Genomic DNA, 23062 nt, shown 5'->3' with positions numbered 1-23062 from the left:
GAGACCGTTCTCGGCGGCCGCGGGCGGCTTCGCGCCTCAGCGGGGTCGGCGGCCCGTCGTGAGCGCCAGGCCGATGGCCAGGGCGGCGAAGTGCCCGACGTCGGTGAAGGTCGGCCTCGGGCCGCGCAGCAACGGCTGTGCTCCGAGGGCGAGCAGGGCGGCCGCGGCCGAGGTGCGTACGCGGCCGCGCGGCAGGGCGCCGGCGAGCGCGCCCAGCACCGCGTTGAAGCCGTAGCTGGTGCCGACGTCCCGCGCGGAGCGCGTCTCCTCGGACGGGCGCACCGCGCGGAGGCCGCCGTAGACGAGCAGCGTGGCGCCCACGTGCCCCAGCACGAACACCGCCGCCGCCCACCACGCCCCGTGCGCGTACTCCGCGTATCCCAGTACCGCCAGGAGCAGCAGCAGATACGGGAGTTCCATCGGCTCCTCGACCAGCAGGGCGCTGCTGGCCAGCGTGTTCCAGCGGCCCTGGCCCAGGTTGTCGACGTTGGTGGAGCACGCGCGCAGCAGCCGGTCTCGGGCCGCCGGTGTCAGCCATCGTCGGGCGGCGTACGCCCCGAGCTGCACGCCGCCCACGTACGCCGGCGCGAGCCGCGGCATCCCTCGCAGAGTCGAAGCGTTCACCCCTCCATGATCAGCGGGTCGTCGCGGTCACCACAAGCCCCCGACGAGCCCCTATCGGGGGCGGCGGCGTCCGCCACCGCCGCCCCCGGACCGAGCCGGGGTCAGCCCAGGCGCCAGCCGCTGAACTCCGCTGTGCCGCGCACCCCGCTGCCGCCGTGGGCGGCGCTCATGAAGAGCCCCGCGTCCTGGGCGGCGGCCGCGCGGGGGACGGCCACGGTGGCGACCGTCCGCCAGGTGGTGCCCCCGTCCGTGGAGAGTTCGCCGGTGTACGAGGTCGCCGCCGCGCGGGTGAGGCGCAGATGGACCGGGGCCTTGACGCCGGTGACCCGCTTGTAGGTGTCCAGCGTGCCGTCGCCGTTGGAGTCGTAGGAGAGCACGACGCCGCTGGCGGGGGTGGCCGCCAGATTCAGGAAGCCGGGCGCGCCCGCGGTGGCCAGGCTGTCGCGGACCACGATGCCCGCGCGGGCCCAGGGGCCGGTGGCCGCCTGGCTGTCCACCGCGACCGTGATCCGACCGCCGACCGCCAGCGCGCCCTCCCGGTAGACGGCGCCGAACTCGGCGACCGTCTTCCACAGGTCGAGGCCGGAGCCGTCGATGGCGAAGCGGTCCGCCAGCTGCCCGAAGACGGCCCCGTTGGTGCTGACCGTCCGCCAGCCCTCGGCCAGCGGACCGGCCACCCACAGCGTGTCGGAGTGCACCGCGCGCACCCGCTCCTCGCCGCGTGGCCCGTACTCCACGGCCAGTTCGTAGGGGAGCGGCTTCAACGGGCGCTCCAACGCGGCGTCCGGCGCGGTCGCCCGCCAGCGCACCTCCGCGCGGCCGCCGGCCGGGACCCGGCGCACCGAGCTCGCGCCGTCGGGGGTGGCGTCGAGGCCGGTGAGCGCGAAGTCGACGCGGCCGGTGGCGCGCAGCCCGTTGACGTTGCGGAAGGCGGCGGTCAGCGTGCCGGTGGCGCCGGGCGGCAGCGCCGCCGGCTCGGCGGTGACGGTGACCGCGCCCTGGTAGGGGGCCTTGGCCAGTACGTCGTGGACCCGGCGCGCGGTGCGGTACGCGTCGCTGACCGGTCGCACCGGATAGGCGGTGCGCTCACGCGTCCACGGCTCCTCGACGGCGAACCAGTCGATCGCGGCGGGCTCGCGGCCCTGTGCGAGCGCGTCCTCCAGCTCGTCCAGATAGCGCTGCCACTGGGGGAGGTGGAAGTCGGCGATGAGGCCGTGCCAGTCGCGGTTGGCGTAGTTGGCCAGCCGTCCGCCGTCGGCGGTGGTCCGGTCCGCCCAGGTGGTGATGAGGGTCCGCGCGGTCCACTCCAGCCGCGCCGCCTCGGCCTCGCTGGAGGCCAGCCGCTTGGCGTCCTCCAGCCAGGGACCCAGCAGGAAGCGGCGGTGCGCGCCCGCCATCTCGTCGCTCAGCCGCATCAGCTTCAGCCACAGCCGGGCCAGCGCCTTGAACGTCTCCCGGTCCTTGCGCTGGTAGGCGGCCTGCAACTGGCCGATGAGCTGCCAGGAGCGGTTGGCCAGCGCCTGCCTCCCCAGGTCGGTCAGGTCGTGGCGGTAGGCGTCGCTGTCGCGCAGCGGGGCGCGGACGGCCAGCAGCGAGGCGAAGGCCGCGTCGAAGCCGGCCGGGTCGAAGGCGGGGGTGTGGGTGGCGTAGTAGGTGCCGGAGCGGGCGGCGAGGCTGGGCCGCGCGGCGAACACGCTGTCGTGCGGCCGACCGTCCCGGCTGCTGATCGCGTACGCCGTCTCCCGCAGCGCCGCGTACGCCTCGCGGCCGTCGTCGTCCCTCCCGCCCAGCCGCAGGTCGGCGTAGGACTCGAACCACTCCTCGCGGTCGACCTCCTCGTCGTGCCACGCGAGCTCGCTGAAGAGCTCGAACGCCGCGGGGTCGCGTTCGGCCGCCTCCGCCATGTAGGCGGTGCCGACCAGCTTGCTGCCCGCCTTGTCGCGCCAGTCGAAGAATCGCGGGGTCCACATGTGGGTCTTGGCACCGATCGTGGTGCGGCCGCCGAAGTTGGGGATGGTGCCGAAGGCGTACGGCACTCCGCCCCAGTCCCGCTCCCGGTCGGTGACCGTCTCCAGGTCGGAGAGCCCGTCCACGACCAGCATCCGGCTGTGGTCGACGGCGTCCAGCAGATCGCGCCGCGGGTTCTCCTGCCAGCCCAGGATCACCCAGGTCGCCCCGGGGCGGGCGGTCTGGAGCGCGCGCTCCACGGCGCGGGCCGCTTCCGGCACCGGCACGTCGCCCGGGCTGCCGCCCTCGTGCAGCAGGTCCATCTTGAAGTACTCGACCGGGCCGAACAGCTCCCGCTGGTGGCGGTAGAAGGCGGCCGCGACCTCCTGGAACGCGGCGGTGCGCGGATCCAGCCAGTCGGGACGCTTGAGATTGGCCCAGGTGCCCTGCGGAATGGTGCGGGCGCCCGGGTTGCGGCCGGCGAAACCGTCGGGGACGGTGCCGAAGTAGCCGGGCAGCACCGGGGCCATGCCCAGCTCGCGCAGCCGGTCGGCGACGCGGCGACCCAGCTCGGTGCGCCTGGCCAGCAGCTCGGGGCTGACCGGGCCGCCGTAGGCGCTCATGTTCTGCAGCAGCCACCAGGGCTGGTGGGAGGGGGCGGGAAGCCAGGCGCGCGCCTCGGCCTCGCTGTAGCCGAAGTCCTGGAGGAGCCGGTGGTAGACGGCCTCCTGGCCGGTGGTGACCAGCAGCTCGTTGCAGCCGTGCAGCGCCGCGACGTCGATCAGCCGCTCCCAGCGGTCCCAGTCCGCGTACGGGGCGGTGTAGCCGTCGTGGGTGTCGTTGAAGGCGAACCGGTGCCGCAGCGCGGTGGAGCGCTCGACGGGGCGGCGCGGGGCGGGCAGCTCCTCCGGCAGCCGTTCCAGCTGGTCCCCGGACCAGGAGACATGGGCGCGACAGGTGTACTTCAGATACCAGTGGACGCCGGTGAGCAGCACCGCAGGGCTGGTGCCGGCGACGGAGATCCGGCCGTCCCGGCCGCCGACCCGGAACCGTTCGGGCCCTCCTTCGAGCGCGGTGAGCCGGAACTGGTCGGCGTGGTCGGGCAGCAGCCGCTCCAGGGCGGCGTGGGCCGGGGAGGTGTCGAATCCGTCCTGCTCGTCGTCGGCGGTCGTGCCGCTGTCGGCCATCCGCGGTCCTCCCGCGCCCTGGGCCGCGGCGGGGGAGTGGCTCCCGAGCGCGGCTCCGGCTCCGGCCGCCCCGGCGGCCCCGATCAGCGTACGTCTGGTCAGATCACTCACGCGTGCCCCCAAAGAACCATGGAAAACACAGGCCAACGTTCGTGTGCGCACGGCACGTTAACCATCGGTTACGGGCGGGAGCAATGGGGCCGTATGGAGGAAACCGCTGGGTACGGGCGCCGGTGGGGTGGTGAGGGGTGAGGGAGGGGCGGAGAGGGGCGGGCAGGGCGGGACGTCAGGCCCCGCGGTCGAGGTAGGCCAGGACGGCCAGCACCCGGCGGTTGTCGTCGTCGGACTGCGGCAGGCCGAGCTTGGCGAAGATGTTCGAGGTGTGCTTGGCGACGGCCCGCTCGGTGACGCACAGCTGGGACGCGATCGCGGCGTTGGACCGGCCCTGGGCCATCAGCTCCATCACCTCGCGCTCACGCGGCGTCAGATGGCCCATCGGCTTGTCCTGCGAACGCCGCGTCAGCAGCTGCGAGATGACCTGCGGGTCCATCGCGGTGCCGCCCCGCGCCACCCGCCGCACCGCGTCGACGAACTGGTCGGCGTCGAAGACCCGGTCCTTGAGCAGATAGCCCACGCCGCCGCTGCCGTCCGCCAGCAACTCCCGCGCGTACAACTGCTCCACGTGCTGGGAGAGCACCAGCACCGGCAGTCCGGGCGTGGCGCGCCGCGCGGCCAGCGCGCACTGCAACCCCTCGTCGGTGAAGGACGGGGGCAGCCGGACGTCCACCACGGCGACGTCCGGCTTCAACTCGGCCAACGCGCGGCTGAGTTCCGGGCCGCTCTCGACCGCCGCGGCGATCTCGAAGTCGTACGCCTCCAACAGGCGCACCAGCCCGTCGCGGAGCAGGAAGAGGTCTTCGGCAAGGACTACACGCACGCCGTCAATCTACCCTCGCTCCCGCCCGGCGGCGGATCGACCGGTCACGCCGCCGGCGGCGAGCCCGTGATCCGTCGCCGGGCGGGGCGGTCCGCTGCCGGACCGGTCGTCGTGGCGCCGGCCGGGCCGTACGGGCGCCGGCCGGTCCCTGACACCGGCCGGTCGTCCTGGCGCCCAGCGGTCGTCCCGGCACCGGGCGGTCGTCCCGGCGCCGGGCGGGAGGGTGCGCCCTACGGCGTGTGCTACGGCTGCTTCTGCGCCTCCAGCCAGCGGAAGAAGGCGATCTGCCGGGACATGATGGTGACCAGCTCATACGCCGTGTGCGAGGCGGCGATCGAGGTGATCTCGGCGTGGTCGTACGCGGGGGCGACCTCGACCAGGTCGGCGGAGACCAGGTGGCAGTCGGAGAGCCCGCGGACGATCTCCAGCAGCTCTCGCGAGGTGAGCCCGCCCGCCTCGGGGGTGCCGGTGCCGGGGGCGTGCGACGGGTCGAGGACATCGATGTCAATCGAGATGTAGAGCGGCCGCTTGCCGATCCGCTCCTTGAGCTGCTGCACCACCTCGTCGACCCCGCGCCGCATCACGTCGGCGGAGGTGACGATGCCGAAGCCCAGCTTGGTGTCCTCGTCCAGGTCCTCCTTGCTGTAGAGCGGGCCGCGGGTGCCGACGTGGGAGAGCGCGGAGGTGTCGAGGATGCCCTCCTCGACCGCGCGCCGGAACGGGGTGCCGTGGGTGTACTCGGCGCCGAAGTAGGTGTCCCAGGTGTCCAGGTGGGCGTCGAAGTGCAGCAGCGCGACCGGCCCGTGCTTACGGGCGACCGCGCGCAGGATCGGCAGCGCGATGGTGTGGTCGCCGCCCAGCGTCATCAGCCGCGCGCCCGTGGACAGCAGCTCCTCGGCGCCTGCCTCGATGTTCTCGATCGCCTCGTTGAGGTTGTGCGGGTTGGCGGTGATGTCGCCGGCGTCCGCGACCTGCGCGTAGTGGAACGGATATGCGTCCTGGGCCGGGTTGTAGGGACGCAGCTGGCGGGACGCCTCCCGGATGGCGTTGCCGCCGAAGCGGGCGCCGGGGCGGTAGGAGACACCGGAGTCGAACGGTACGCCGACCACCGCGATGTCCGTCTTGCCGACCTGGTCCAGGCGCGGGATGCGGCCGAAGGTCGCGGGGCCCGCGAAGCGAAGGGTGCGTTCGGTCTCCTCCGGTGCTATGGGCATGGCCACTTCGTGGGGGGTTGTGGTCATGGGAGTGAGGGGCCTTTCCTGTGGGGGGTGTCGTGCACGGCGGCATTTAGATGCCTGCCGCAACCATTGAATCCCTCGTTCCGGTGAATTCCCACCGTGGCGCCCCCCTATCGGCGCCAGAACCCCTACCTGCAAGCCGGTATGACGGTGTGTGCTGTGAAGCTTCCAGCCGACGCATCGTCATATTCGTTGCGGGCGAAGCTCGCAGGGTATCTCCATGGTCACCATCGTGGGTCCGCCGAGCGGGCTGCTCACCGCCAGTACCCCGTCGAACGTGCCCAACCTCCGCTCCACGCCCCGGATTCCGGTCCCGGCCTCGATGTCGACTCCGCCCCGCCCGTCATCGGTGACCGCGATCCGCAGTGAGCCGTCCGCGTGGTGCACGTCCACCCATATCCGCCCGGCGCCCGAGTGCTTGGCCGCGTTCGTCAGCACCTCGCTGATCGCGAAGTACGCGGCCGCCTCGACCGGTTCCTCGGCCCGGCCCGACAACTCCACGTCCACCTCGATGGGCAGCGGCATCCGCAGCGCGAGGGCCCGCACCGCGTCGCCCAGGCCACGCTCGGCCAGGACCGGCGGGTGGATGCCACGGACCAGGTCGCGCAACTCGGACAGCGCCTCGGCGGAGTCGGCGCGCGCCGCCGCCAGCAGTTCCTTGGCCTTGGCCGGGTTCCTCTCGATCAGCGCCTCCACGGTGCCGAGGCTCATGCCCACGGCGACCAACCGGGCCTGCGCGCCGTCGTGGAGATCGCGCTCAATGCGCCGCAGCTCGGCGGCCGAGGTGTCGATGGCGTCGTGCCGGGTCTCGGTCAGCTGCCGCACCCGGGCGCTCAGCTCCATGGCGGGGGTCGGTGCGAGGAAGGCGCGGCTGACCAGATAGTGCCCGTGCATGATGGCCTGCCCGGCGCCCAGCACCAGCGCGATCCAGGCGGTGCCCAGCGCGGCCGCGAGGAAGGCCGTGTCCTGGCTGGTGACCGGCAGGAACGTGTACCAGTACGTGTCGTCGGCCCTGACGATCGGCTCCCAGACCCCGGCGGCCAACACATAGCCGAACAGTCCCTCGGCGAGCAGCGCGAACGGCAGGATCGCGGTGGTGAATCCGGCCGTCGCGTCGATCTGGAGCCACAGCAGATCCCGCCAGGTGGCCCGGTCCCTGAGCAGCGCCGAGCACTGCTCCACGTACCCCACGAACCCGCCGCGCAGCGGGGCGGGGGCCGATCGGTAGGGCGACGCTATCGGCAGCTCGCCCCAGGTGTGGGCCAGCCGCCGTCGGTAGTCGGCGTAGCCGCGCAGCGCGGTCACCGCGAGCGGGGTGGTGATGAGGCCGACGCCCAAGGGGATCAGCGCGATGGACACGAGCGTCAGCGCCGACAGCGTGATCGAGCAGATCACCGCCATGTGGGCGAGCGCCAGGCCCTGCACGGCGGAGGTCAGCGCACTCCGGACCTTCATGCTGTCTTCTCCCCGTCCGTCCGCGCCCGCACCCGGGCACCGCGCCCGGATCTCGGGCACACGACCAGTCTGGATTCCCCACCATGATCGGTCACTGGGCCCGGCACCCGTACAGGGGTGGTGCTAGCACCACCCCCCACCCTCGCCCTACGCCTCGGGCGCTCGGGGGCTAACCGGCTGGGCCGGCGCCGCGCCGGTTTCTACCGTCGAAGACGTGACGCAACACGGCCCTCGACGGGGCCGTGACGCACCCGGCCCCCGACGGGGGCCGTGACGCACGCGGCCTCCATCGGGGCCGTGGAGCACATGGCCCCGGGCGGGGCCGTGACGCACGCAGTCCTCACCCACCCAGTCCTCACCTTCGGGGGAAACACGTCATGAGGCAGAACCTCGCGGCACGGCTCGGCGGTTGGAGCACCCGCCGCCGAAAGACCGCGATCATCGGCTGGCTGCTGTTCGTCGTGGTCGTCGCGGCGATAGGCGGCGCCCTGGGCAGCCGCGAGACCACCGAGTCGGAGAACGGGGCGGGGGACTCGGCCCGCGCCGAGAAGATCCTGGAGGACGCCGGGCTCGACACCCCCGCGGGTGAGATGGTGATGGTCCGCAGCGCCGCCCCCGACGGTTGGCGGGAGGCGGCCCGCGAGCTGACCTCGCGGCTGGAGAAGACCGGTGAGACCCAGCGGATCCAGCCCCCGGTTCGCTCCGAGGACGGCCGTGAGGCCCTGATCAGCTTTGAGATCAGGGGAGAGTCGGACACCGCCGCCGACCGGGTGCAGCCGGTCCTGGACGTCGTCGAGGCCACCGCGGACCGCACGGACGTCGAGGTCTACCAGTTCGGCGACGCCAGCTCGAAGAAGTGGCTGGACGATCTGCTCTCCAGCGATCTCAAGACGGCCGAGATCACCGCGGTTCCGCTGGCCCTGGGCATTCTGCTGGTCGTCTTCGGCGCGCTGGTCGCCGCCCTGCTGCCGGTCGTGCTCGCCGTCACCGCCTGCGTCGCCACCTTCGGTCTGCTCTCCTTCGCCAGCCGGCTGCTGCCGATGGACGCCACCACCAACTCGGTGATGTTCCTGATGGGCCTCGCGGTCGGCGTCGACTACTGCCTGTTCTATCTGCGGCGCGAGCGCGACGAGCGGGCCGCCGGCCGCGACGCGGAGACGGCGCTGCGCATCGCCGCCGCCACCAGCGGCCGGGCGGTGCTGGTCTCCGGGCTCACCGTCATGTTCGCCATGGCCGGGATGTTCCTGTCCGGGCTGATGCTCTTCAAGGGCTTCGCGGTCGCCACCATCCTGGTCGTGGCGGTGGCCATGCTCGGTTCGGTGACCGTGCTCCCCGCCCTGCTGTCCTGGCTCGGCGACCGGATCGACGCCGGCCGTATCCCCTTCCTCAACCGCCGTCGGAAGAAGGGTGTGCACGCCAGCGGCGGCATCTCCGGCGCCCTGATGCGGCCGGTCCTCGCCAAGCCGAAGCTCTTCGCGATAGCCTCCGGCGCCCTGCTGCTGGCGCTGTGCGCGCCCGCCCTCGGCATGAAGACCGAGAACCTCGGCCTCCAGAAGCAGTTCGGTTCCGAGGCCGAACTGACCATCGCCTACCAGGAGATCACCGAGAGCTTCCCCGGCGGCCCGGCCCCGGCCCAGGTGGTGCTGCGTGCCGACGATCTGACCGCCCCCGCCTTCCGCGACGCCGTCGCCGAATTCACCCGGCGCGCCGAGGCGTCCCCGGAGTTCGGCAAGCCCATCGACGTGCGGCTCCATCGCGAGCAGGGTGTCGCCACCATCGAGGTGCCCCTCGCCGGCGACGGCAGCGACGCCACCTCCAAGCGGGCCCTGGACACCCTGCGCGACGAGCTCGTCCCGCAGCTGCTCGCCCCCGTCGCCGACAAGGCGTATGTCTCCGGTGACCTCGCCGACTCCCTCGACTTCAACGACCAGCTGAAGGCCGGCATCGTGCCCGTCCTGCTCTTCATCGCGGCCGTGACCTTCCTGCTGATGCTGCTCTGCTTCCGGTCGCTGCCCATCGCCCTCGCCTCCATCGCCCTCAACCTGCTGTCGGTGGGCGCCGCCTACGGCACGATGGTCGCCGTCTTCCAGCACGGATGGGGCGCCGAGGCACTGGGCATGGAGCCGGCCGGCGCGATCGAGAGCTGGATGCCGCTCTTCGTCCTGGTCGTCCTCTTCGGACTGTCGATGGACTACCACGTCTTCGTGGTCTCCCGGATACGTGAGGCGTACGACCGCGGCCTGTCCACACGTGACGCCATCGCCGAGGGCATCCGCGCCACCGCCGGCTCGGTCACCGGCGCCGCGGCCATCATGGTCGCCGTCTTCGCGGTCTTCGCCCTGCTCAAGATGCAGGACATGCAGCAGATGGGCGTCGGCCTCGCGGTCGCCGTCCTGGTCGACGCCACCCTCGTCCGGATGGTGCTGCTCCCGTCCGTGATGGCGCTGCTCGGCGAGCGCAACTGGTTCCTGCCCCGCTGGCTCCGCTGGCTGCCCCACCTCGACCACGCGGCCCCCGCGGAGACGGCCCGGTCCCCCTACGACCGCCCGCGGGTGCCGGCGGGTCGCTGACCCCCGTCATTCCCCGCCGGGTGGCGCGTTCTCGGACCGCGCCACCCGGCGCCGTGCCGCGTGAGGGGCGGCCCGGGCCCCGCGGCCGGGAGCGGCACCCGTAGCCGTTGCGTGGGGGCGGGGCAGCGGCGCCGGCCAGGAGGGTCGTCGGGAGGAGGGGCGAGGGGAGTGCCCGGCGTCGTCAGGCGTGGGACGCCGCTTCGGCTCGGGCGGCGACGGCCCGCAGCGTCTCCAGGCGGATCAGCCCCGCGCCGCCCGCCTTGATGAGGATCCAGTAGGGGGCGAAGGCGCCGAGGGAGCGGGTGTCGGTGCATTTGACGCGGGTCTCGGCGGAGAGCACACAGCCGTCGCCGTCGGGCACCACGCGCACCCCGACCGCGGCCTTGGCCCAGCCGGGTTCGGCGAAGTCACGGAAGGCGTCGGCGTCGCCGGCGGGCAGCGGGGCGTAGGAGGGCCGCGGCTGCCAGTACCTGCCCGCCTGGCCGCGCACCTCCTCGTGGTGGCCGCCGGCCAACAACGGGATCGGGAACACCTCGGTGACCGGTCCGCTCAGCCGCAGCCGCCCCAGCCCGCGCAGCCGCAACAGCAGTCGGACGGTGGGCAGTTCCTCGACGGTCAGCGACCGGTAGGCGCGCCAGGTGGTCTCCGCGTCGGCCGCGATGCGCCGATGGTAGTGGGATCGGAAGTCGTACGAGGGGAGCAGATGATCGAGTTGCACGGCACACACTCCTCGGCTGAGCGCTGGCGTCGGGGCGCGCGGGCGGCGTGAACCACGGGACGGGCGGTTCACGGGAGCGCGGCGCCACGGCGCCAGCGTAGTCAGCGGGCGGTGTGCCGCGACGGTCAGGTGGTCGGCACGTACTTGTAGCCGACCCGGCGGACGGTGACGATCGTGCCGCGGTGCTCGGCGCCCAACTTCCGGCGCAGTCGGGCGACATGGACGTCCACGGTCCGGCCGTCACCGACGTGGCCGTAGCCCCACACCGTCGTGACCAGCTGGTCGCGGGTGTGTACCCGGTGCGGGTGGGTGACCAGGTGGGCCAGCAGCTCGAACTCCAGGTAGGTCAGGTCCAGCAGTCGTCCCTCGAGCCGCGCGGTGCGCTGCTCGGGGTCGATCCGCACCAGCTCGTCGCCGTGGGCGGCGGCGGGATCGGCGGCCGGCTCGGCCGGACGCTCGGCAGGGACCAGCACCAGATAGCCGACCATCGGCGGCTGTCCGGGCAGCACGGGCAGCGCGCTGGGGGGAGCGGGCAGCCAGGTCGCGCCGGAGTGGAGCAGCTCGGCGACAGGGGGCACCTCGTCCGGCGCGACGGCTCGGAGCCGATGCCGATGCGCGTGCGAAAGCGCGGCGGAGGCGGAGGAAGGAGCGGACAGGGAACGGACGTTCGTCATGAAGGGTCAGCTTCTTTCGCGCAGAGGGGCGTCAGGGGACGTCGTGTGCGCGGGGCATTGGCCGCTGGTGAAGACTGGGCTCGGCTGAACGCGAGAGATGCGAAGTGAAGAGGCGTCAGCTGAGCGAGCGGGCCCGCGCGTCGGAGACGCGGCAACACTCGCGGTCGAAGTCGTGCGCCTGCCGAGACGGCCAGAAGGGCTCGAGGTCGAAGCGACCCATCGCCTTCTCGTGGTCGTAAGTGCTGGCCATACCTCCTATTGAACCAGACGGTCGACTTTCGCGCGCCGCCCCGGCGCCGTTCGAACACCGCCTTGACGCGGCCTCGGCTCAGCCGCCCGGTGCCGGCGCGCCCCAACCGCCCGGATGACGCCGTCGCTGTGACCGAGATCGCTTGCTCGGGGATGCCGTCCCACTCCGCCGACAGCCCCGCGTAGGCCGGCGACCGGGCGGTGATCCCGGCTCCGCCGAGGCGGCGAAGGGACCGCCTGACAGACAGCACCGACAACGGGACCCGGCGGCTCCCGGCCGGTGTGTGGCATTCGGCCGGGAGCCGCCGGGGCGGTAGACCGCGCCGCGGCGGTCAGGGTGTGGGGAGGGAGTGGACTGAGGGGTGTGAGGAGGTGAGGGTCAGGAGTTGACCTGGGCCGACACCAGGGAGGAGAAGGTGGTCAGCCGGGTGTAGATGCCCGGGATGCCCGGGTCCGCGCAACCGTCGCCCCAGGAGACGACGCCGGCCAGCCGGCCGCCGATCATCAGCGGGCCGCCGCTGTCGCCCTGGCAGGTGTCCACGCGGCCCTGCTGGTAACCGGCGCAGACCATGTCGGAGGCGATGAAACGGGAGCCGTAGGCGGTCTTGCAGGTGCTGTCCGTGGTGGTCGGCACGGTGGCGGTGCGCAGCTGGTTGGAGGAGGAACCGCCGGAGCTGGTGGTGCCCCAGCCGAGGATGCGGGCCGTGGTGCCCGCTCGGTAGACGCCGGTCTCCGACGAGGAGACGTAGCCGACGGTCGAGTACGGCATGGCCGTCGACAGCGTCAGCACGGCGATGTCGTCGCCCTTGGTCACCGAGCGGTAGTCCGGGTGCACCCAGATCTTGCTGACTCTCGCCACGGTGCCGTTGGTGCCGTTGCGGTAGGTGCGGCCGCCGACGACGCGGACGCTGCTGGTGGTCTCGCCCACCAGGCAGTGCGCCGCGGTGACGACCTTCGTCGGGGTGACCAGCGTGCCGCCGCAGAACTGGTTCTCGTCCGCGTCGGTGATCTGCATGACGTACGGGTACGCGCTGGCGGTCGTCGTCGTGCCGCCGACGATCGGCTTGGCGACGCTCGTCTTCGAGCTGTCGGCAGCCGGCTTGGTGGCGGCCTGCGCCGAGGTCGCCGACATGGTCACGCCCAGGGAAGCCGCCAGACCGATGGCGGCGGCTGCGAAGGTGGCGCGGCGGGGGAGCTTGAACAGCATGAGTCTCCTCGGGAGCGTCATGATGAGTGGGGGGTTGCCCGCCGGTGGTGGAGGGTTGGTCAACGCGGACTGACGAACACGGTGGGTGTGCCGGATGTGATGCGTTGTTCACCGACGGGAGACTTGTCGACTTCGTCGTCGATGGGGGAAACCTAAGAGTGGTCACTCGACGCGCCCAATGAGGGTTGTCCCTTGGAAGACCCGGCTAGGGAAAACCCCCTATCCGAAGTGTCGCCGAGAGGTTTCGGCCGCGTTTCGTGGGGATTTCGCCACCACTGTCGGAGCTCGGGCGCGGCCCGCGCGGGCAAACCGTCCGTCCGGCGGAGGGCGTTCGCGCCGCGCGGGAGTCAGCCGCCGACGCACGAGGGCGCTTCCGCGCGGGGGCGCCTCCGCACGAGGGCGCCTCCGCGCGGGCGCGCCTCGGCGCGTGGTGCGCTGTCCCGCGAGTCAGCTGCCGCGCGAGGCGAGCCTGACGATGTCGACGCGCGAGCGGATGCCCAGCTTCCGATAGACCCGGGTCAGGGTGGCCTCCACGGTCTTCACGCTGATGAACAGCCGCGCGGCGATCTCCCGGTTGGTGGCGCCCTCCAGGACCAGCCCGGCGACCCGCCGCTCCATCTCTGCGAGACCCGCCAACAGGCCGCCGGACGCGACGCATTCCCCGGGCGGCGTCACGACGGGACGCGCGCTCGGCGCCGCCTCCAGGGCCGTGAGGTAGGTCGTCGCCTGCTCCAGCCAGGGGCGGGCCTTGGCGCGCCGGAAGACCCGCGCGGCCGCCTCCAGGGCCTCACGCCCGGCTCGCAGGTCGCCACGGCTCAGCTCCACCTGACCCAGAGCCAGTTCGGCCCGGCCCTCCTCCAGCCGGTAGCCGAGCGCGCGGAGGGTGCGGGCCGCGGACCGCAGCGCGCACGCCGCGCCGTTCAGATCGCCCTCGGCAGCCCGTACCAGCGCCTCCGCGCGGTCCAGCACGGCCAGCACGCCCCGCCGGCGCAGCCGGAGCGCGGACGCGCGGGTGTCGGCGATGACCTCCCGCGCCTCGGCGAGCTCGCCCACGCGCACCAGCGCCTCGGCCAGGTCGCCCTGCCAGCGGCCACGGGCCGGGTCGGTGACCCCCTGGCCGCGCTCCATGTCCCGGACCCGACGCAGCGGGGCCACCGCGCCCTCGGCGTCCCCGCCGGTGAGCCTGGCGTGACCCAGCGCGTACAGGTTGCGTGCCAGATAGAGCAGGTCGCCGTCCTCCTCGGCGCTGTGCACCGCGTCCCTGGCCAGCGCCAGGGCGCGGGGCACGCTGCCGCCCGCCGCCTCCGCCAGGGCCGTCAGCTGGAGGACGGGCCCCTCGCCCATCCCGGCGTCGCGGGCGAGCCGCAGGCTGCGGTGGGCGAGCTCGAGCGCGTCCCCGCACCGGCCGGCCCGCAGCTCGGCCTCCGCGAGCCCGCGCAGGAAGAGCATCTGGCCCTCCACGGCCCCGCGCTGCTCGGCGAGGGCGACCAGCCCTTTGATCGTGGCCCGCGCCTCGTCCAGTCGGTCCCCCATCAGCAGACAGCGGAAGTGGGTATAGCCGGGTCCGTTGTGGTCGCAGGCCACCCGCGGGTCCTGGGGCTCGGCGAGCGCGGCGAACAGGGTGTCTTCGGCATCCTGATGACCCATCAGGGTTTCGTTCAACGCCTGGAAGGAGAGGGCGAGCAGCTCGGTGCGGCGGTCCCCCGCGACGGCGGCCAGCGCCGCCGCTCCGGCGGCCTCCGCGCGGGCCTGCGACAGCGAACCCAGCACCAGCATGGCGCGCCACGACAACTGGTAGCGCACCAGGGCGAGCAGCCGCGGGTCGTCGCCCGCGTCCGCCAGCGCCTGCGGGAACACGTCGTCGACGTCCGCCATCGCCTGCCCCACGGAGTCGATGACCACGATCCAGGCCCGCACCCGGTCGGCCGGGTGCGCGGTGGCGGCGAGCACCTCGTACGCGGTGCGGCGGGCCAGCTCGGGCTCGCCCGCCACGAGTGCGTCCTCGGCGGCCTCCAGCCGCCGCCCGACCGCCGTCCGCGGCTCGTGCTCCGGGGTGCGTTCGGCCGCCAGCAGCCCCAACCCCGCCGCCGTCGCCGGCGCGCCCCGCTCCCGAGCCACGGCGGCCGCGGCGGCGAGCGTGCACGCCACCCGCGCGTCGCGCTCCGGGGTGGCCAGCGCCAGGTGCCGCGCGCGCTCGATCGGGTCGGCCGAGGCCCGCGCGAGCGCCGCGTGCGCGGCCCGCCGCTCCAGCGGCGTCGCCTCCGCGTAGAGCGCGGCGGAGATCAGCGGATGCGCGAAGCGCACGGTCGTGTCGTGCCCGCCGCGCGGCCCGCCGCCGTCCCCGGCGTCCGCGTCGTCCCCGGCGTCCCCGCCGTCCCCGGCGTCCGCGTCGTCCATGGCGCCTTGCGCGTGCTCATGGCGGCAGCAGGCCCCGTGGGTGTCGTCGGGGTCGTCGACGCCGTGCACGCCGCCCGTGGTGTGCACGCCTTCCGCGCTGTGCACATGGTCCGCGCTGTGCGCGAGGTCCGTGCCGTCCGTGCCGTCCCTGCCGTCGGTCACGATGATGCCGGCCGGGGCGTGGCGCCGGGCGGGGTCCACGAGGCCCAGGGCGCCGGCTTGGGCGTACCGGGAAGGCCCGCCCTCCCCGTGGGAGGCCGCCTGTTCCTGGGGCGCCCCCGACGGCCGCGGGGGTGCCGGCTCGTACGCGTGCTTCCCGCCGGCGTCACCGTCAGGGAGGCCGTCCCCGCGCGGGAGCCCGCTCTGGTACGGGAGTCCGTCCCGGTCCGGGAGTCCATCCCCGGAGGGCGCTTCGCGGCCGTACGCGGGCGCGGTCGCGTGGCCGTACGAGGCGCCCTGGAGGTCGGCGGCGGTGGCCCCGTCGGAGGAGCGGACGGCCGAACCGCGCGGGAGGGTGCCGGCGGGACCGGCGGGACCGGCGGGGCCGGTCGGAATGGTCGTGGCGCCGGAGCCGGAGGTGTGTCCGGGACCGGGTCGGGTGGCTATGGGGTGGAGCGCAGCGCCCGGCCCGGGAGGCTCGCTCCGCCCGTAGTCGTGCTCGATGTCGGCGATGCCGAGCGCGGCCGCGCGGGCGATGTCAGCCTCCGCTTCGGTGCGCCCCGCCTTCCACAGCAGCGCGAGGGTGGGGCGGGCGCCGGCGCTGGCGATGAGGAGAGTGGTGCGGACCCGCGGCGGCAGCGCGCGCAGCCGGTGGAGCACCAGAGTGCGCAGGCTGGTCGGCACGGGCAGCGGGTCGCCGGGGCGCGGCGTGGTGCCCAACTCGGTGAGCGCGCGGTCCAGTTCCAGCGCGAAGAGCGGGTTGCCGCCGCTGGTGCGGTGAACCTCGCGCAGTACGGCGCCCGGCAGGGCCCCGGCGGCCGCCGCACGTCGTCGCCGCGCGAGCAACTCCGAGGTCTGGGCCGGGGTGAGCGGCGGGACGGGCAGCGCCCGCGCGGGCGGCGGCAGCATCCGCAGATGCCGTTCGACGTCGTCCGAGCCGCCTCCGGAGGGGCCCTCCCCGGGGGTCTCCGTCCGTACCGCGGCGATCACCCGTACCGGCAGCTCGCCGAGGCGCCGCGCGGCGAACGCCAGCAGCTCCGCGCTGGGCGCGTCCATCCACTGCAGGTCGTCGGCGACCAGCAGCACCGGCCCCTGCGCCGCCAGCGCACGGAAGACCGACAGCACGGCGAGCCGCAGGGCGAGTCCGTCGCGGTGCTCCGCCGCCCCCCGCCGCCCGGTCAGCGCCGCGTCCAACACGGCACGCTGGGACGGCGGAAGCGCGTGCGAGACCTCGTCGGCGACCGGTCCGAGGGCGTCGATGAGGGCCAGGAACGGGAGATGCGCCTCGGACTCGGTGGGAGAGCAGCGCAGCAGCCGGACCGTGCCGCCATCCGAGGCTTCCGGCGTCGTAGGCGTCGGTGTCGTGGGTGTCGCCGGTGCGCCGGGCGGGGCCGACCACGGACCGGGAGCGGTCGGCGTGCCGCCGGTGGCCGGGCCGCCGGGCGTTCCCCGCAAGCCGTTCGTCTCCCGCGCGGTGGCCAATCCCTCGATGCCGGTCGCGTCGTGGGCGCCGCGTACGCCGTGCGCCCCGCCGGGGCCCCGTACCCCGCCGGTGTCGTCCCCGCGCGTCGCGATGCCTGCGCTCTGCGCGCTCCGCGCCCGGAACTCGACGGTCAGGGCCCGCAGCAGGGTGGACTTCCCGATCCCGGCCGGGCCGTGCAGGAGCACGCTGCCGCCCTGGGCCAGCCGCTCACGCGCCCGCGCGAGCAGCTCGTCCCGGCCGACCACGGCTTCGCCGCCGGGTGCGATCGGGCCGGGGCAGTCCGTCAGATCTGGCTTCACGACGCGTCACGCCCTTGCTGCTCTCACTGCTGCAAAACCGACATCTACCTATAAATCAAGGCGTGGCGCACAATGGTGGTGCGGTGCGCCCTTGCACCGCGCGGTCAGACCTGCATGATCGAAGGAGGCGAGTCGCATGGCCGACGTCTCGCATCACAGAACTGATCTTAGGGGCCACCCCGACGTATCCGAGATGCGGGAGCGCTACGCCCGGCTGCTCGGTGAACGGGATGTGGTGTTCGTGGACGGACCGGTGCTGCTTGCCGGTCTGTATCTTGCTGTCTCTCCGTGGGTGGTGCACTTTTCGGGCAACACCGACTTCGCCATGCACAACCTGATCCTGGGCATATGCGTGGCCGTGCTGGGTCTCGGGCTCACCGTGGCGCCGACCCGCATGTACAGCCTGTGCTGGACCATGTGCGCGATCGGCGTCTGGTTGATCATCTCGCCGTGGGTGGTCGCGGGGTCCCCTGACGCCGGAATGATCTGGAACAACATCATCGTCGGCGCCATCACCTGTCTGCTGGGTCTGGTCGCCGCCGGCATGGTGATGCGCAGCAGGAAGGCGGTCACGTAGCCACACCATCCCCCCACCGCCGCCTCGCCGCGACGGTGCCGGCGCGGCACACCGCCGCGTCGTCGCGAGCGTGCAGCCGACCGTCGCCTCCCTCGGCTTTCCGATGGGAGGCGACGGTGTGCCTCCCGGCACCTCCCGGGAACCGGAATCACCGACACCTACGGTCGACGGCATGACGACGAAGATCCTCATGTTGGTGAGCGCCGCGGGCACCCTCACCCTCGGCGACGGCACCGCACATCCCACCGGCTACTGGGCCGAGGAGGTGGCCGTCACCCATGATCTGCTGACCGGCGCGGGCGCCGAGGTCCGGATCGCCACCCCGGCCGGTGCCGTGCCCACCGTCGACCCCGCCAGCCTCGACCCGCGCGGGGGCGTCGACGAGGCGGATGTGCGGCGCTACCGCGCGTACCTCGACTCCATGGGCCCGAGCCTGGCCGCCCCGCTGCGCATCGCCGACATCGCGGCGGCCGACTACGCCGCGTATGTGCTGCCCGGCGGGCACGGCCCGATGGTCGACCTCGCCTTCGACGGCGAGCTGGGCCGGCTGCTGGTCGAGGCCGACCGCCTCGGCAAGATCATCGCCCCGCTGTGCCACGGGGTGGCCGGACTGATCCCCGCGCGCGTGGAACACGACGCCTTCGCGTTCGCCGGTCGCCGTATGACGGGCTTCACGGACGCGGAGGAGCGGCAGACGGGCCTGGACCTGACATGGCTGGTCGAGAGCCGGCTGCGCCAGCTCGGCGCGGCCTTCGAGGCCGGCGAGCCGTGGACCAGCAAGGTGGTCGTCGACGGCAACCTGATCAGCGGCCAGAACCCCCAGTCCAGCGCGGACTTCGCCCATGAGGTGCTACGGGCGGTGCGGGACGCCGTGGCGACCTCCGGCTGACGGCGTCCGACGCCGGACGCCCGACGACCCCGTGTCCGAAGCGGCACCCCCGCCGCAACGCCCCCCGCCGCGGACACCTGGCGGCTGGGTCGGACGCCCGGCGGCCGGGTTGAGGTCGGCATGCACCTTTGACCATGTCATCAGTACTGATGATCGACAGGATCGCGTCAACGCTTTCCCAACGTATGTCAATGATGCGTCAGGGACGCGAACGGACCCCGTCGGGACGGGCATAGCGTCAGTGCGCGCCCTGGTCCACACCAGTGGCCCGGGCAGCACCCCGTTTCGCCGAGGAGGAGCGTCGTGAACGCGCATCTGTACGCAGAAGACCCGGAGCCCTCAGATCCCGGCCCGGCCGGACCTCTCATCGTCCCCGTCCGGTCGGGTCCTGCGGGCTACGCGGCCCGCATGTTCCGCACCCCGCTGGGCGACCGTACGGCGGTCGCCTTCAGCTCCCCCCAGCGGCTCGCCGCCGTGCTCGGCGCCGAGCAGCCGTGGGTCCGGCTCAGCGAGCCCGCGCTGCGGGCGCTGACCGCCCCCCTGGGCGCCATCTCCGTGACCGTGGACCCCCAGCTGGCCGCCCCCGCCCCCACGCCCCCGCCCGCCGCCGTCCCCGCGACAGCGTCCCGCGACCCGCGCCCGCGCCTGACGCTGCGGATCGGCTGAGGAGGCCATCGAGATGTCCATCCCGCTAGCCCGCCCCGCGCGGGCCACCGCTTCCGCGCCGGCCCCGGCCGACAACGCGCGCACCACCGCGCGGGAAGCCGTTTCCCGCCGCGGCGCCGGCCGTGGCCCGAGCGCCCCCGGAGCCACCTCCGGAGCCACGTCCGGAGCCACCACTGGAGCCGGCTCCGGGTCCGTCAACGGAACCACCGCCGGGCCCGCCCCCGGATCCGCCTCCGGGCCCAGCCCCGCGACCGCCGTCAAAGCGGCACGGGAGGCGGTCCCGGCCGCCGCCCTGTCCGTGTGGCCGGCCTCGACGAGGCCCCTGGCCGGATCCGACCTCGCCGTGGGCGGCGTCCCGCTCACCGAGATCGCCGACCGCTTCGGCACCCCCGCCTACGTCCTCGACGAGGAAGAGGTGCGCACCCGCTGCCGTACCTACCGGGACGCCTTCCCCGAGGCCGACATCCACTACGCGGCGAAGGCGTTCCTGTGCCGCGCCATGGCGCACTGGGTCCAGGAGGAGGGCCTCGGCCTGGACGTGTGCTCCGCGGGCGAACTGGAACTCGCGGTGACCACCGGCTTCCCGGCGGAGCGCATCGTGCTGCACGGCAACGCCAAGAGCCCCGAGGACCTGCACTCCGCGGTGCGGCTCGGCGTCGGTCGCATCGTGATCGACTCCACCTCGGAGATCGCCCGGCTGGCGGCCGAGGTCCCGGCCGGGGGCCGCCAGAAGGTCATGGTCCGCGTGGTGCCCGGCATCACCGCGGGCGGCCACGCCAAGATCCAGACCGGTACCGACGCCCAGAAGTTCGGCCTGTCGCTCACCGACGGCTCGGCCCACCACGCCATCACCCGGATCCTGGACCAGCCGCGCCTGGAGCTCACCGGTCTGCACTGCCATCTCGGCTCCCAGATCACCGCCGTCAAGCCGTACCTCCAGGCGGTGCGCCGCCTGGTCGGGCTGATGGCCCGGGTCTACCAGCAGCGCGGCGTGACCCTCACCGAGCTCGACCTCGGCGGTGGCCATGGCATCGCCTACCGTCCCGGCGAGCCCGCCCTGGACGTCACCGCGCTGGCCCGCAAGGTGCGCCTGGAGCTCGCCGAGAGCTGCGCGGCGGCCGGGCTGCCCGTGCCCCGGCTGATGATCGAGCCGGGCCGGGCCATCGCCGGGCCCGCGGGCGTGGCGCTGTACCGGGTGCTGTCGGTCAAGCGCTCCGGCGAGCACACCTTCGTCGCCGTCGACGGCGGCATGAGCGACAACCCGCGGCCCGCGCTGTACGGCGTGCGATACGCGCCCCGTCTGGTCGGCCGCCACTCCACGGCCGCGCCCCGCACCGCCACCGTCGTGGGCCGCCACTGCGAGGCGGGCGACATCCTCGCGGGCGGGGTGGAGCTGCCCGAGGACGTCCGACCCGGCGATGTGATCGCCGTACCCGTGGCCGGGGCGTACCACCTCTCCATGGCCTCCGGCTACAACCTGGTCGGCCGCCCGCCGGTGGTCGCCGTCGCCGAGGGCCGCGCGCGACTGCTGGTACGGCGCGAGTCGCTGGAGGACATCCGGCGTCGGGACATCGGCCTCTAGCCGACCCGTCACCGGTTCGAGCCGGCACCGACCCGGCCGACGCCGAGGGCTGGCCCGGCCCACGCCGGGGGCTGGCTCGGCCGACGCCGGGGCACGGTATGCCCGGCCGTCCTGCGCCCGGTCACCGCCCGGCCGGTGACCGGGCTCCCGCGCGGGTCGTCGCCGGCCCGCGCGGGAGGCGCAGAGCCCGCGCGGGAGGTCGACCGCGCCCGCGCGGGCGGCGGCGATCGCCGCACGAGGGTTGACGGACGAGTCGGGTGGTCCGCTCGCCGCCGTGGGCATGGCGCGCCTGATCCCCAACCTCCTTGCTCGGGAGGCGAGTTCGAGCCCTGGTAAGTCGTGGAAGTGGTTGACGGTCTGCCTCACCATCCGTACCGTTCTGGATCGTAGGAAATGCAGATGATTTAGATCGTCTACGGGGGACCTGATGTCGAACGCACCGGAACCGCGCCCGCCGGGGGCGTTACCGCCGGCCGCACCGCCCTCGCTTGCCGGGTCCACGGTCCCGGCCGCCGGTGTCGCCGCGTCCGCTGCCCGCGGTGGCGGACGCGGCTGGACGCTCGCGGCGGTGTGCGTCGCGACGTTCATGCTGATGCTCGATCTGACGGTGGTGAACGTCGCCCTGCCGGACATGCGCGCATCCTTCGACGCGGGCTTCTCCGATCTGCAGTGGGTGCTCGACTCCTATGCGCTGGGGCTCGCGGTCTTCCTGCTCACCAGTGGTTCACTGGCGGACCGGTTCGGCCGGAAGCGGATGTTCGACGCCGGCTTCGTGATCTTCCTGGCCGCCTCGCTGGCCTGCGGCTTCGCGCCGAGCGCCGGCTTCCTTTCCGTGGCGCGGGGCGTGCAGGGGCTCGGCGCCGCGGTGCTGTTCGCGATCGGTCCCGCCCTGATCGGGCACGAGTACCGAGGGAAGGACCGCGGCAAGGCGTTCGGGGTGTTCGGCGGGGTCGTGGGCCTGGCCATCGCGTTCGGCCCGCTGATCGGCGGCGCGCTCACCGACGGGCTCGGCTGGCGGTGGATCTTCCTGGTCAACGTGCCGGTCGGAGTCGTCGCGATGGGCATCGGGATGCTGTGGATGCGCGAGTCCCGCGATCCGGACGCGCCCCCCGTGGACTGGTGGGGGCTGGTCACCTTCTCCTCGGCGCTGGCGCTGCTGGTGCTCGGCTTCCTGCGCGGTGAGACGGAGGGCTGGGGCAGCGCGCCGATCGTGGGCATGTTCCTCGGCTCGGGGCTGCTGTTCGTCGTCTTCTTCTCGGTCGAGGCGCGGCTGGGCGAGCGGGCGATGCTGGAGCTGTCGCTGGGGCGCAACACGACCTTCAACGGCATCTCGGCGGTGACGCTGCTGTGTGCCGCGGCGACCATGTCCGCGCTCTTCCTGCAGATCTCCTACGTGCAGAACGTGTTGGACTTCTCCGCCTGGGAGACGGGCCTGCGCTTCCTGCCGCTCACCCTCACCCTCTTCGTCGCCGCGGCCGTCGCCGGCAGCCTGACCACGATGATGCCCCAACGGATCCTGGTCGGGCTGGCGCTCACCCTGGTCGCGGCGGGGCTGTGGCTGGTGACCCTGGTGGACGCGGACAGCGAGTGGACCGCGCTGCTGCCCGCCATGGTGGCGACCGGCGCCGGCATGGGGCTCTTCAACCCACCGCGCGCCTCGCTCTCCATCGCCGTGGTCAAGCCGTCCAAGGCGGGCATGGCCTCCGGCATCGGCGAGACCTTCCAGCAGGTGGGAGTGGCCGTCGGCATCGCCGCGATCGGTGCGCTCTTCCAGTCCCGGGTGGCCGACCTCTTCGCCGCGTCCGAGGCGGGCGGCCGACTCGGCGCCGCGGCGGAGGAGTTCGGCCACGCCGTGGCGGCCGGCGGGGGCGCCGAGGCGGCGGCCTCGGCACCGGTCGCCGCCCGTCCGGGGCTCGACCAGGCGGCGCGCGCCGCCTTCGTCGACGGGCTGCACGAGGTCATGGTGGTGTGCGCGGTGCTCGCGGCGCTGGGCGCGGTGATCGCGTTCGCCTTCATCCGCACCCGCGATCTGCATGAGAGCGCGCTGGCGGGCGCCGAGGCGTATGGCCCGGAAGGCGCCGAAGCCGCCGGCGAGTCGGAGTCGCCCCACCCGGAGTCGCCCCACCCGGACCGGCGACAGGTCGAAGTCGCGGTGTGACCACGGCGTACGCGGAGCCTACGGGGGTGAGGTTCCGCGTCTCGCA

16 protein-coding genes are annotated in these 23062 nt (G+C 73.6%); 6 read left to right on the top strand and 10 right to left on the bottom strand.

Features of this window, described 5'->3' with window-relative positions; genetic code table 11:
* Positions 1-36 precede the first annotated feature (36 nt).
* The 5 genes from CD790_RS24490 to CD790_RS24470 form a co-directional block, all read right to left on the bottom strand.
* Positions 37-624: a rhomboid-like protein gene (locus CD790_RS24490; RefSeq protein ID WP_260867848.1), complete on the bottom strand. Its 588-nt coding sequence runs from the start codon at positions 622-624 to the stop codon at positions 37-39.
* Between the two features lie 101 nt (positions 625-725).
* A complete protein-coding gene (locus tag CD790_RS24485; protein ID WP_144385498.1) occupies positions 726-3869 on the bottom strand; it encodes an alpha-N-acetylglucosaminidase in 3144 nt (1047 codons plus the stop codon).
* A gap of 175 nt (positions 3870-4044) precedes the next feature.
* Positions 4045-4695 (bottom strand): response regulator transcription factor, encoded by a 651-nt coding sequence (locus tag CD790_RS24480; RefSeq protein ID WP_144385497.1) that lies wholly within the window; start codon positions 4693-4695, stop codon positions 4045-4047.
* A 242-nt stretch (positions 4696-4937) separates the two neighbouring features.
* Complete coding sequence (gene speB, locus CD790_RS24475; RefSeq protein ID WP_144385496.1) at positions 4938-5909, bottom strand: agmatinase; 972 nt, start codon at positions 5907-5909, stop codon at positions 4938-4940.
* Positions 5910-6116: 207 nt separating this feature from the next.
* Positions 6117-7388: a sensor domain-containing protein gene (locus tag CD790_RS24470; protein WP_144385495.1), complete on the bottom strand. Its 1272-nt coding sequence runs from the start codon at positions 7386-7388 to the stop codon at positions 6117-6119.
* 377 nt (positions 7389-7765) lie between these two features.
* On the opposite strand from CD790_RS24470, the gene CD790_RS24465 reads away from it, so the two are divergent.
* Complete coding sequence (locus tag CD790_RS24465) at positions 7766-9958, top strand: MMPL family transporter (protein WP_144385494.1); 2193 nt, start codon at positions 7766-7768, stop codon at positions 9956-9958.
* A gap of 181 nt (positions 9959-10139) precedes the next feature.
* On the opposite strand, the gene CD790_RS24460 is transcribed toward CD790_RS24465, so the two are convergent.
* From CD790_RS24460 to CD790_RS36150, 5 genes are all read right to left on the bottom strand, one after another.
* Complete coding sequence (locus CD790_RS24460; protein WP_144385493.1) at positions 10140-10676, bottom strand: hypothetical protein; 537 nt, start codon at positions 10674-10676, stop codon at positions 10140-10142.
* 125 nt (positions 10677-10801) lie between these two features.
* Positions 10802-11350, bottom strand: coding sequence for a winged helix-turn-helix domain-containing protein (locus CD790_RS24455; protein WP_144385492.1), 549 nt, complete (start codon positions 11348-11350; stop codon positions 10802-10804).
* Positions 11351-11465: 115 nt separating this feature from the next.
* Positions 11466-11600 (bottom strand): hypothetical protein, encoded by a 135-nt coding sequence (locus tag CD790_RS36155; RefSeq protein WP_260867847.1) that lies wholly within the window; start codon positions 11598-11600, stop codon positions 11466-11468.
* Between the two features lie 378 nt (positions 11601-11978).
* A complete protein-coding gene (locus CD790_RS24450; RefSeq protein WP_144385615.1) occupies positions 11979-12731 on the bottom strand; it encodes a trypsin-like serine protease in 753 nt (250 codons plus the stop codon).
* A gap of 522 nt (positions 12732-13253) precedes the next feature.
* On the bottom strand, positions 13254-17144 hold the full coding sequence (locus tag CD790_RS36150; protein WP_399218154.1) for a LuxR C-terminal-related transcriptional regulator: 3891 nt from the start codon (positions 17142-17144) through the stop codon (positions 13254-13256).
* A 136-nt stretch (positions 17145-17280) separates the two neighbouring features.
* Here CD790_RS36150 and CD790_RS24440 point away from each other — a divergent pair, with 136 nt between their 5' ends.
* The 5 genes from CD790_RS24440 (at position 17281) to CD790_RS24420 (ending at position 23016) form a co-directional block, all read left to right on the top strand.
* Positions 17281-17721, top strand: coding sequence for an SPW repeat protein (locus CD790_RS24440; RefSeq protein ID WP_144385491.1), 441 nt, complete (start codon positions 17281-17283; stop codon positions 17719-17721).
* Between the two features lie 172 nt (positions 17722-17893).
* Positions 17894-18610: a type 1 glutamine amidotransferase domain-containing protein gene (locus CD790_RS24435; RefSeq protein WP_144385490.1), complete on the top strand. Its 717-nt coding sequence runs from the start codon at positions 17894-17896 to the stop codon at positions 18608-18610.
* A gap of 303 nt (positions 18611-18913) precedes the next feature.
* The gene (locus tag CD790_RS24430) at positions 18914-19276 is read left to right on the top strand and encodes an SAV_915 family protein (protein ID WP_144385489.1); all 363 of its coding nucleotides are present in this window, start codon (positions 18914-18916) and stop codon (positions 19274-19276) included.
* Positions 19277-19289: 13 nt separating this feature from the next.
* Positions 19290-20858 (top strand): diaminopimelate decarboxylase, encoded by a 1569-nt coding sequence (gene lysA / locus CD790_RS24425; protein WP_260867846.1) that lies wholly within the window; start codon positions 19290-19292, stop codon positions 20856-20858.
* A 568-nt stretch (positions 20859-21426) separates the two neighbouring features.
* Positions 21427-23016, top strand: a complete 1590-nt coding sequence (locus CD790_RS24420; protein WP_260867845.1) for an MFS transporter — start codon at positions 21427-21429, stop codon at positions 23014-23016.
* Positions 23017-23062: the final 46 nt, after the last annotated feature.

This window comes from Streptomyces sp. SAJ15, from assembly GCF_007595705.1.
Lineage (GTDB): Bacteria > Actinomycetota > Actinomycetes > Streptomycetales > Streptomycetaceae > Streptomyces.
The sequence above is the reverse complement of the archived record's forward strand: the minus strand, read 5'-3'. Positions and strand labels throughout refer to the sequence as shown.

What these genes read in the sequence shown, in the direction of transcription:
- speB (WP_144385496.1), bottom strand. Translation starts at nt 5,909, where the DNA reads ATGCCCATAGCACCGGAGGAGACCGAACGCACCCTTCGCTTCGCGGGC.
- CD790_RS24435 (WP_144385490.1), top strand. Translation starts at nt 17,894, where the DNA reads ATGACGACGAAGATCCTCATGTTGGTGAGCGCCGCGGGCACCCTCACC.
- lysA (WP_260867846.1), top strand. Translation starts at nt 19,290, where the DNA reads ATGTCCATCCCGCTAGCCCGCCCCGCGCGGGCCACCGCTTCCGCGCCG.
- CD790_RS24470 (WP_144385495.1), bottom strand. Translation starts at nt 7,388, where the DNA reads ATGAAGGTCCGGAGTGCGCTGACCTCCGCCGTGCAGGGCCTGGCGCTC.
- CD790_RS24465 (WP_144385494.1), top strand. Translation starts at nt 7,766, where the DNA reads ATGAGGCAGAACCTCGCGGCACGGCTCGGCGGTTGGAGCACCCGCCGC.
- CD790_RS36155 (WP_260867847.1), bottom strand. Translation starts at nt 11,600, where the DNA reads ATGGCCAGCACTTACGACCACGAGAAGGCGATGGGTCGCTTCGACCTC.
- CD790_RS24440 (WP_144385491.1), top strand. Translation starts at nt 17,281, where the DNA reads ATGGCCGACGTCTCGCATCACAGAACTGATCTTAGGGGCCACCCCGAC.
- CD790_RS24450 (WP_144385615.1), bottom strand. Translation starts at nt 12,731, where the DNA reads ATGTCGGCGACCTCGGCGCAGGCCGCCACCAAGCCGGCTGCCGACAGC.
- CD790_RS24455 (WP_144385492.1), bottom strand. Translation starts at nt 11,350, where the DNA reads ATGACGAACGTCCGTTCCCTGTCCGCTCCTTCCTCCGCCTCCGCCGCG.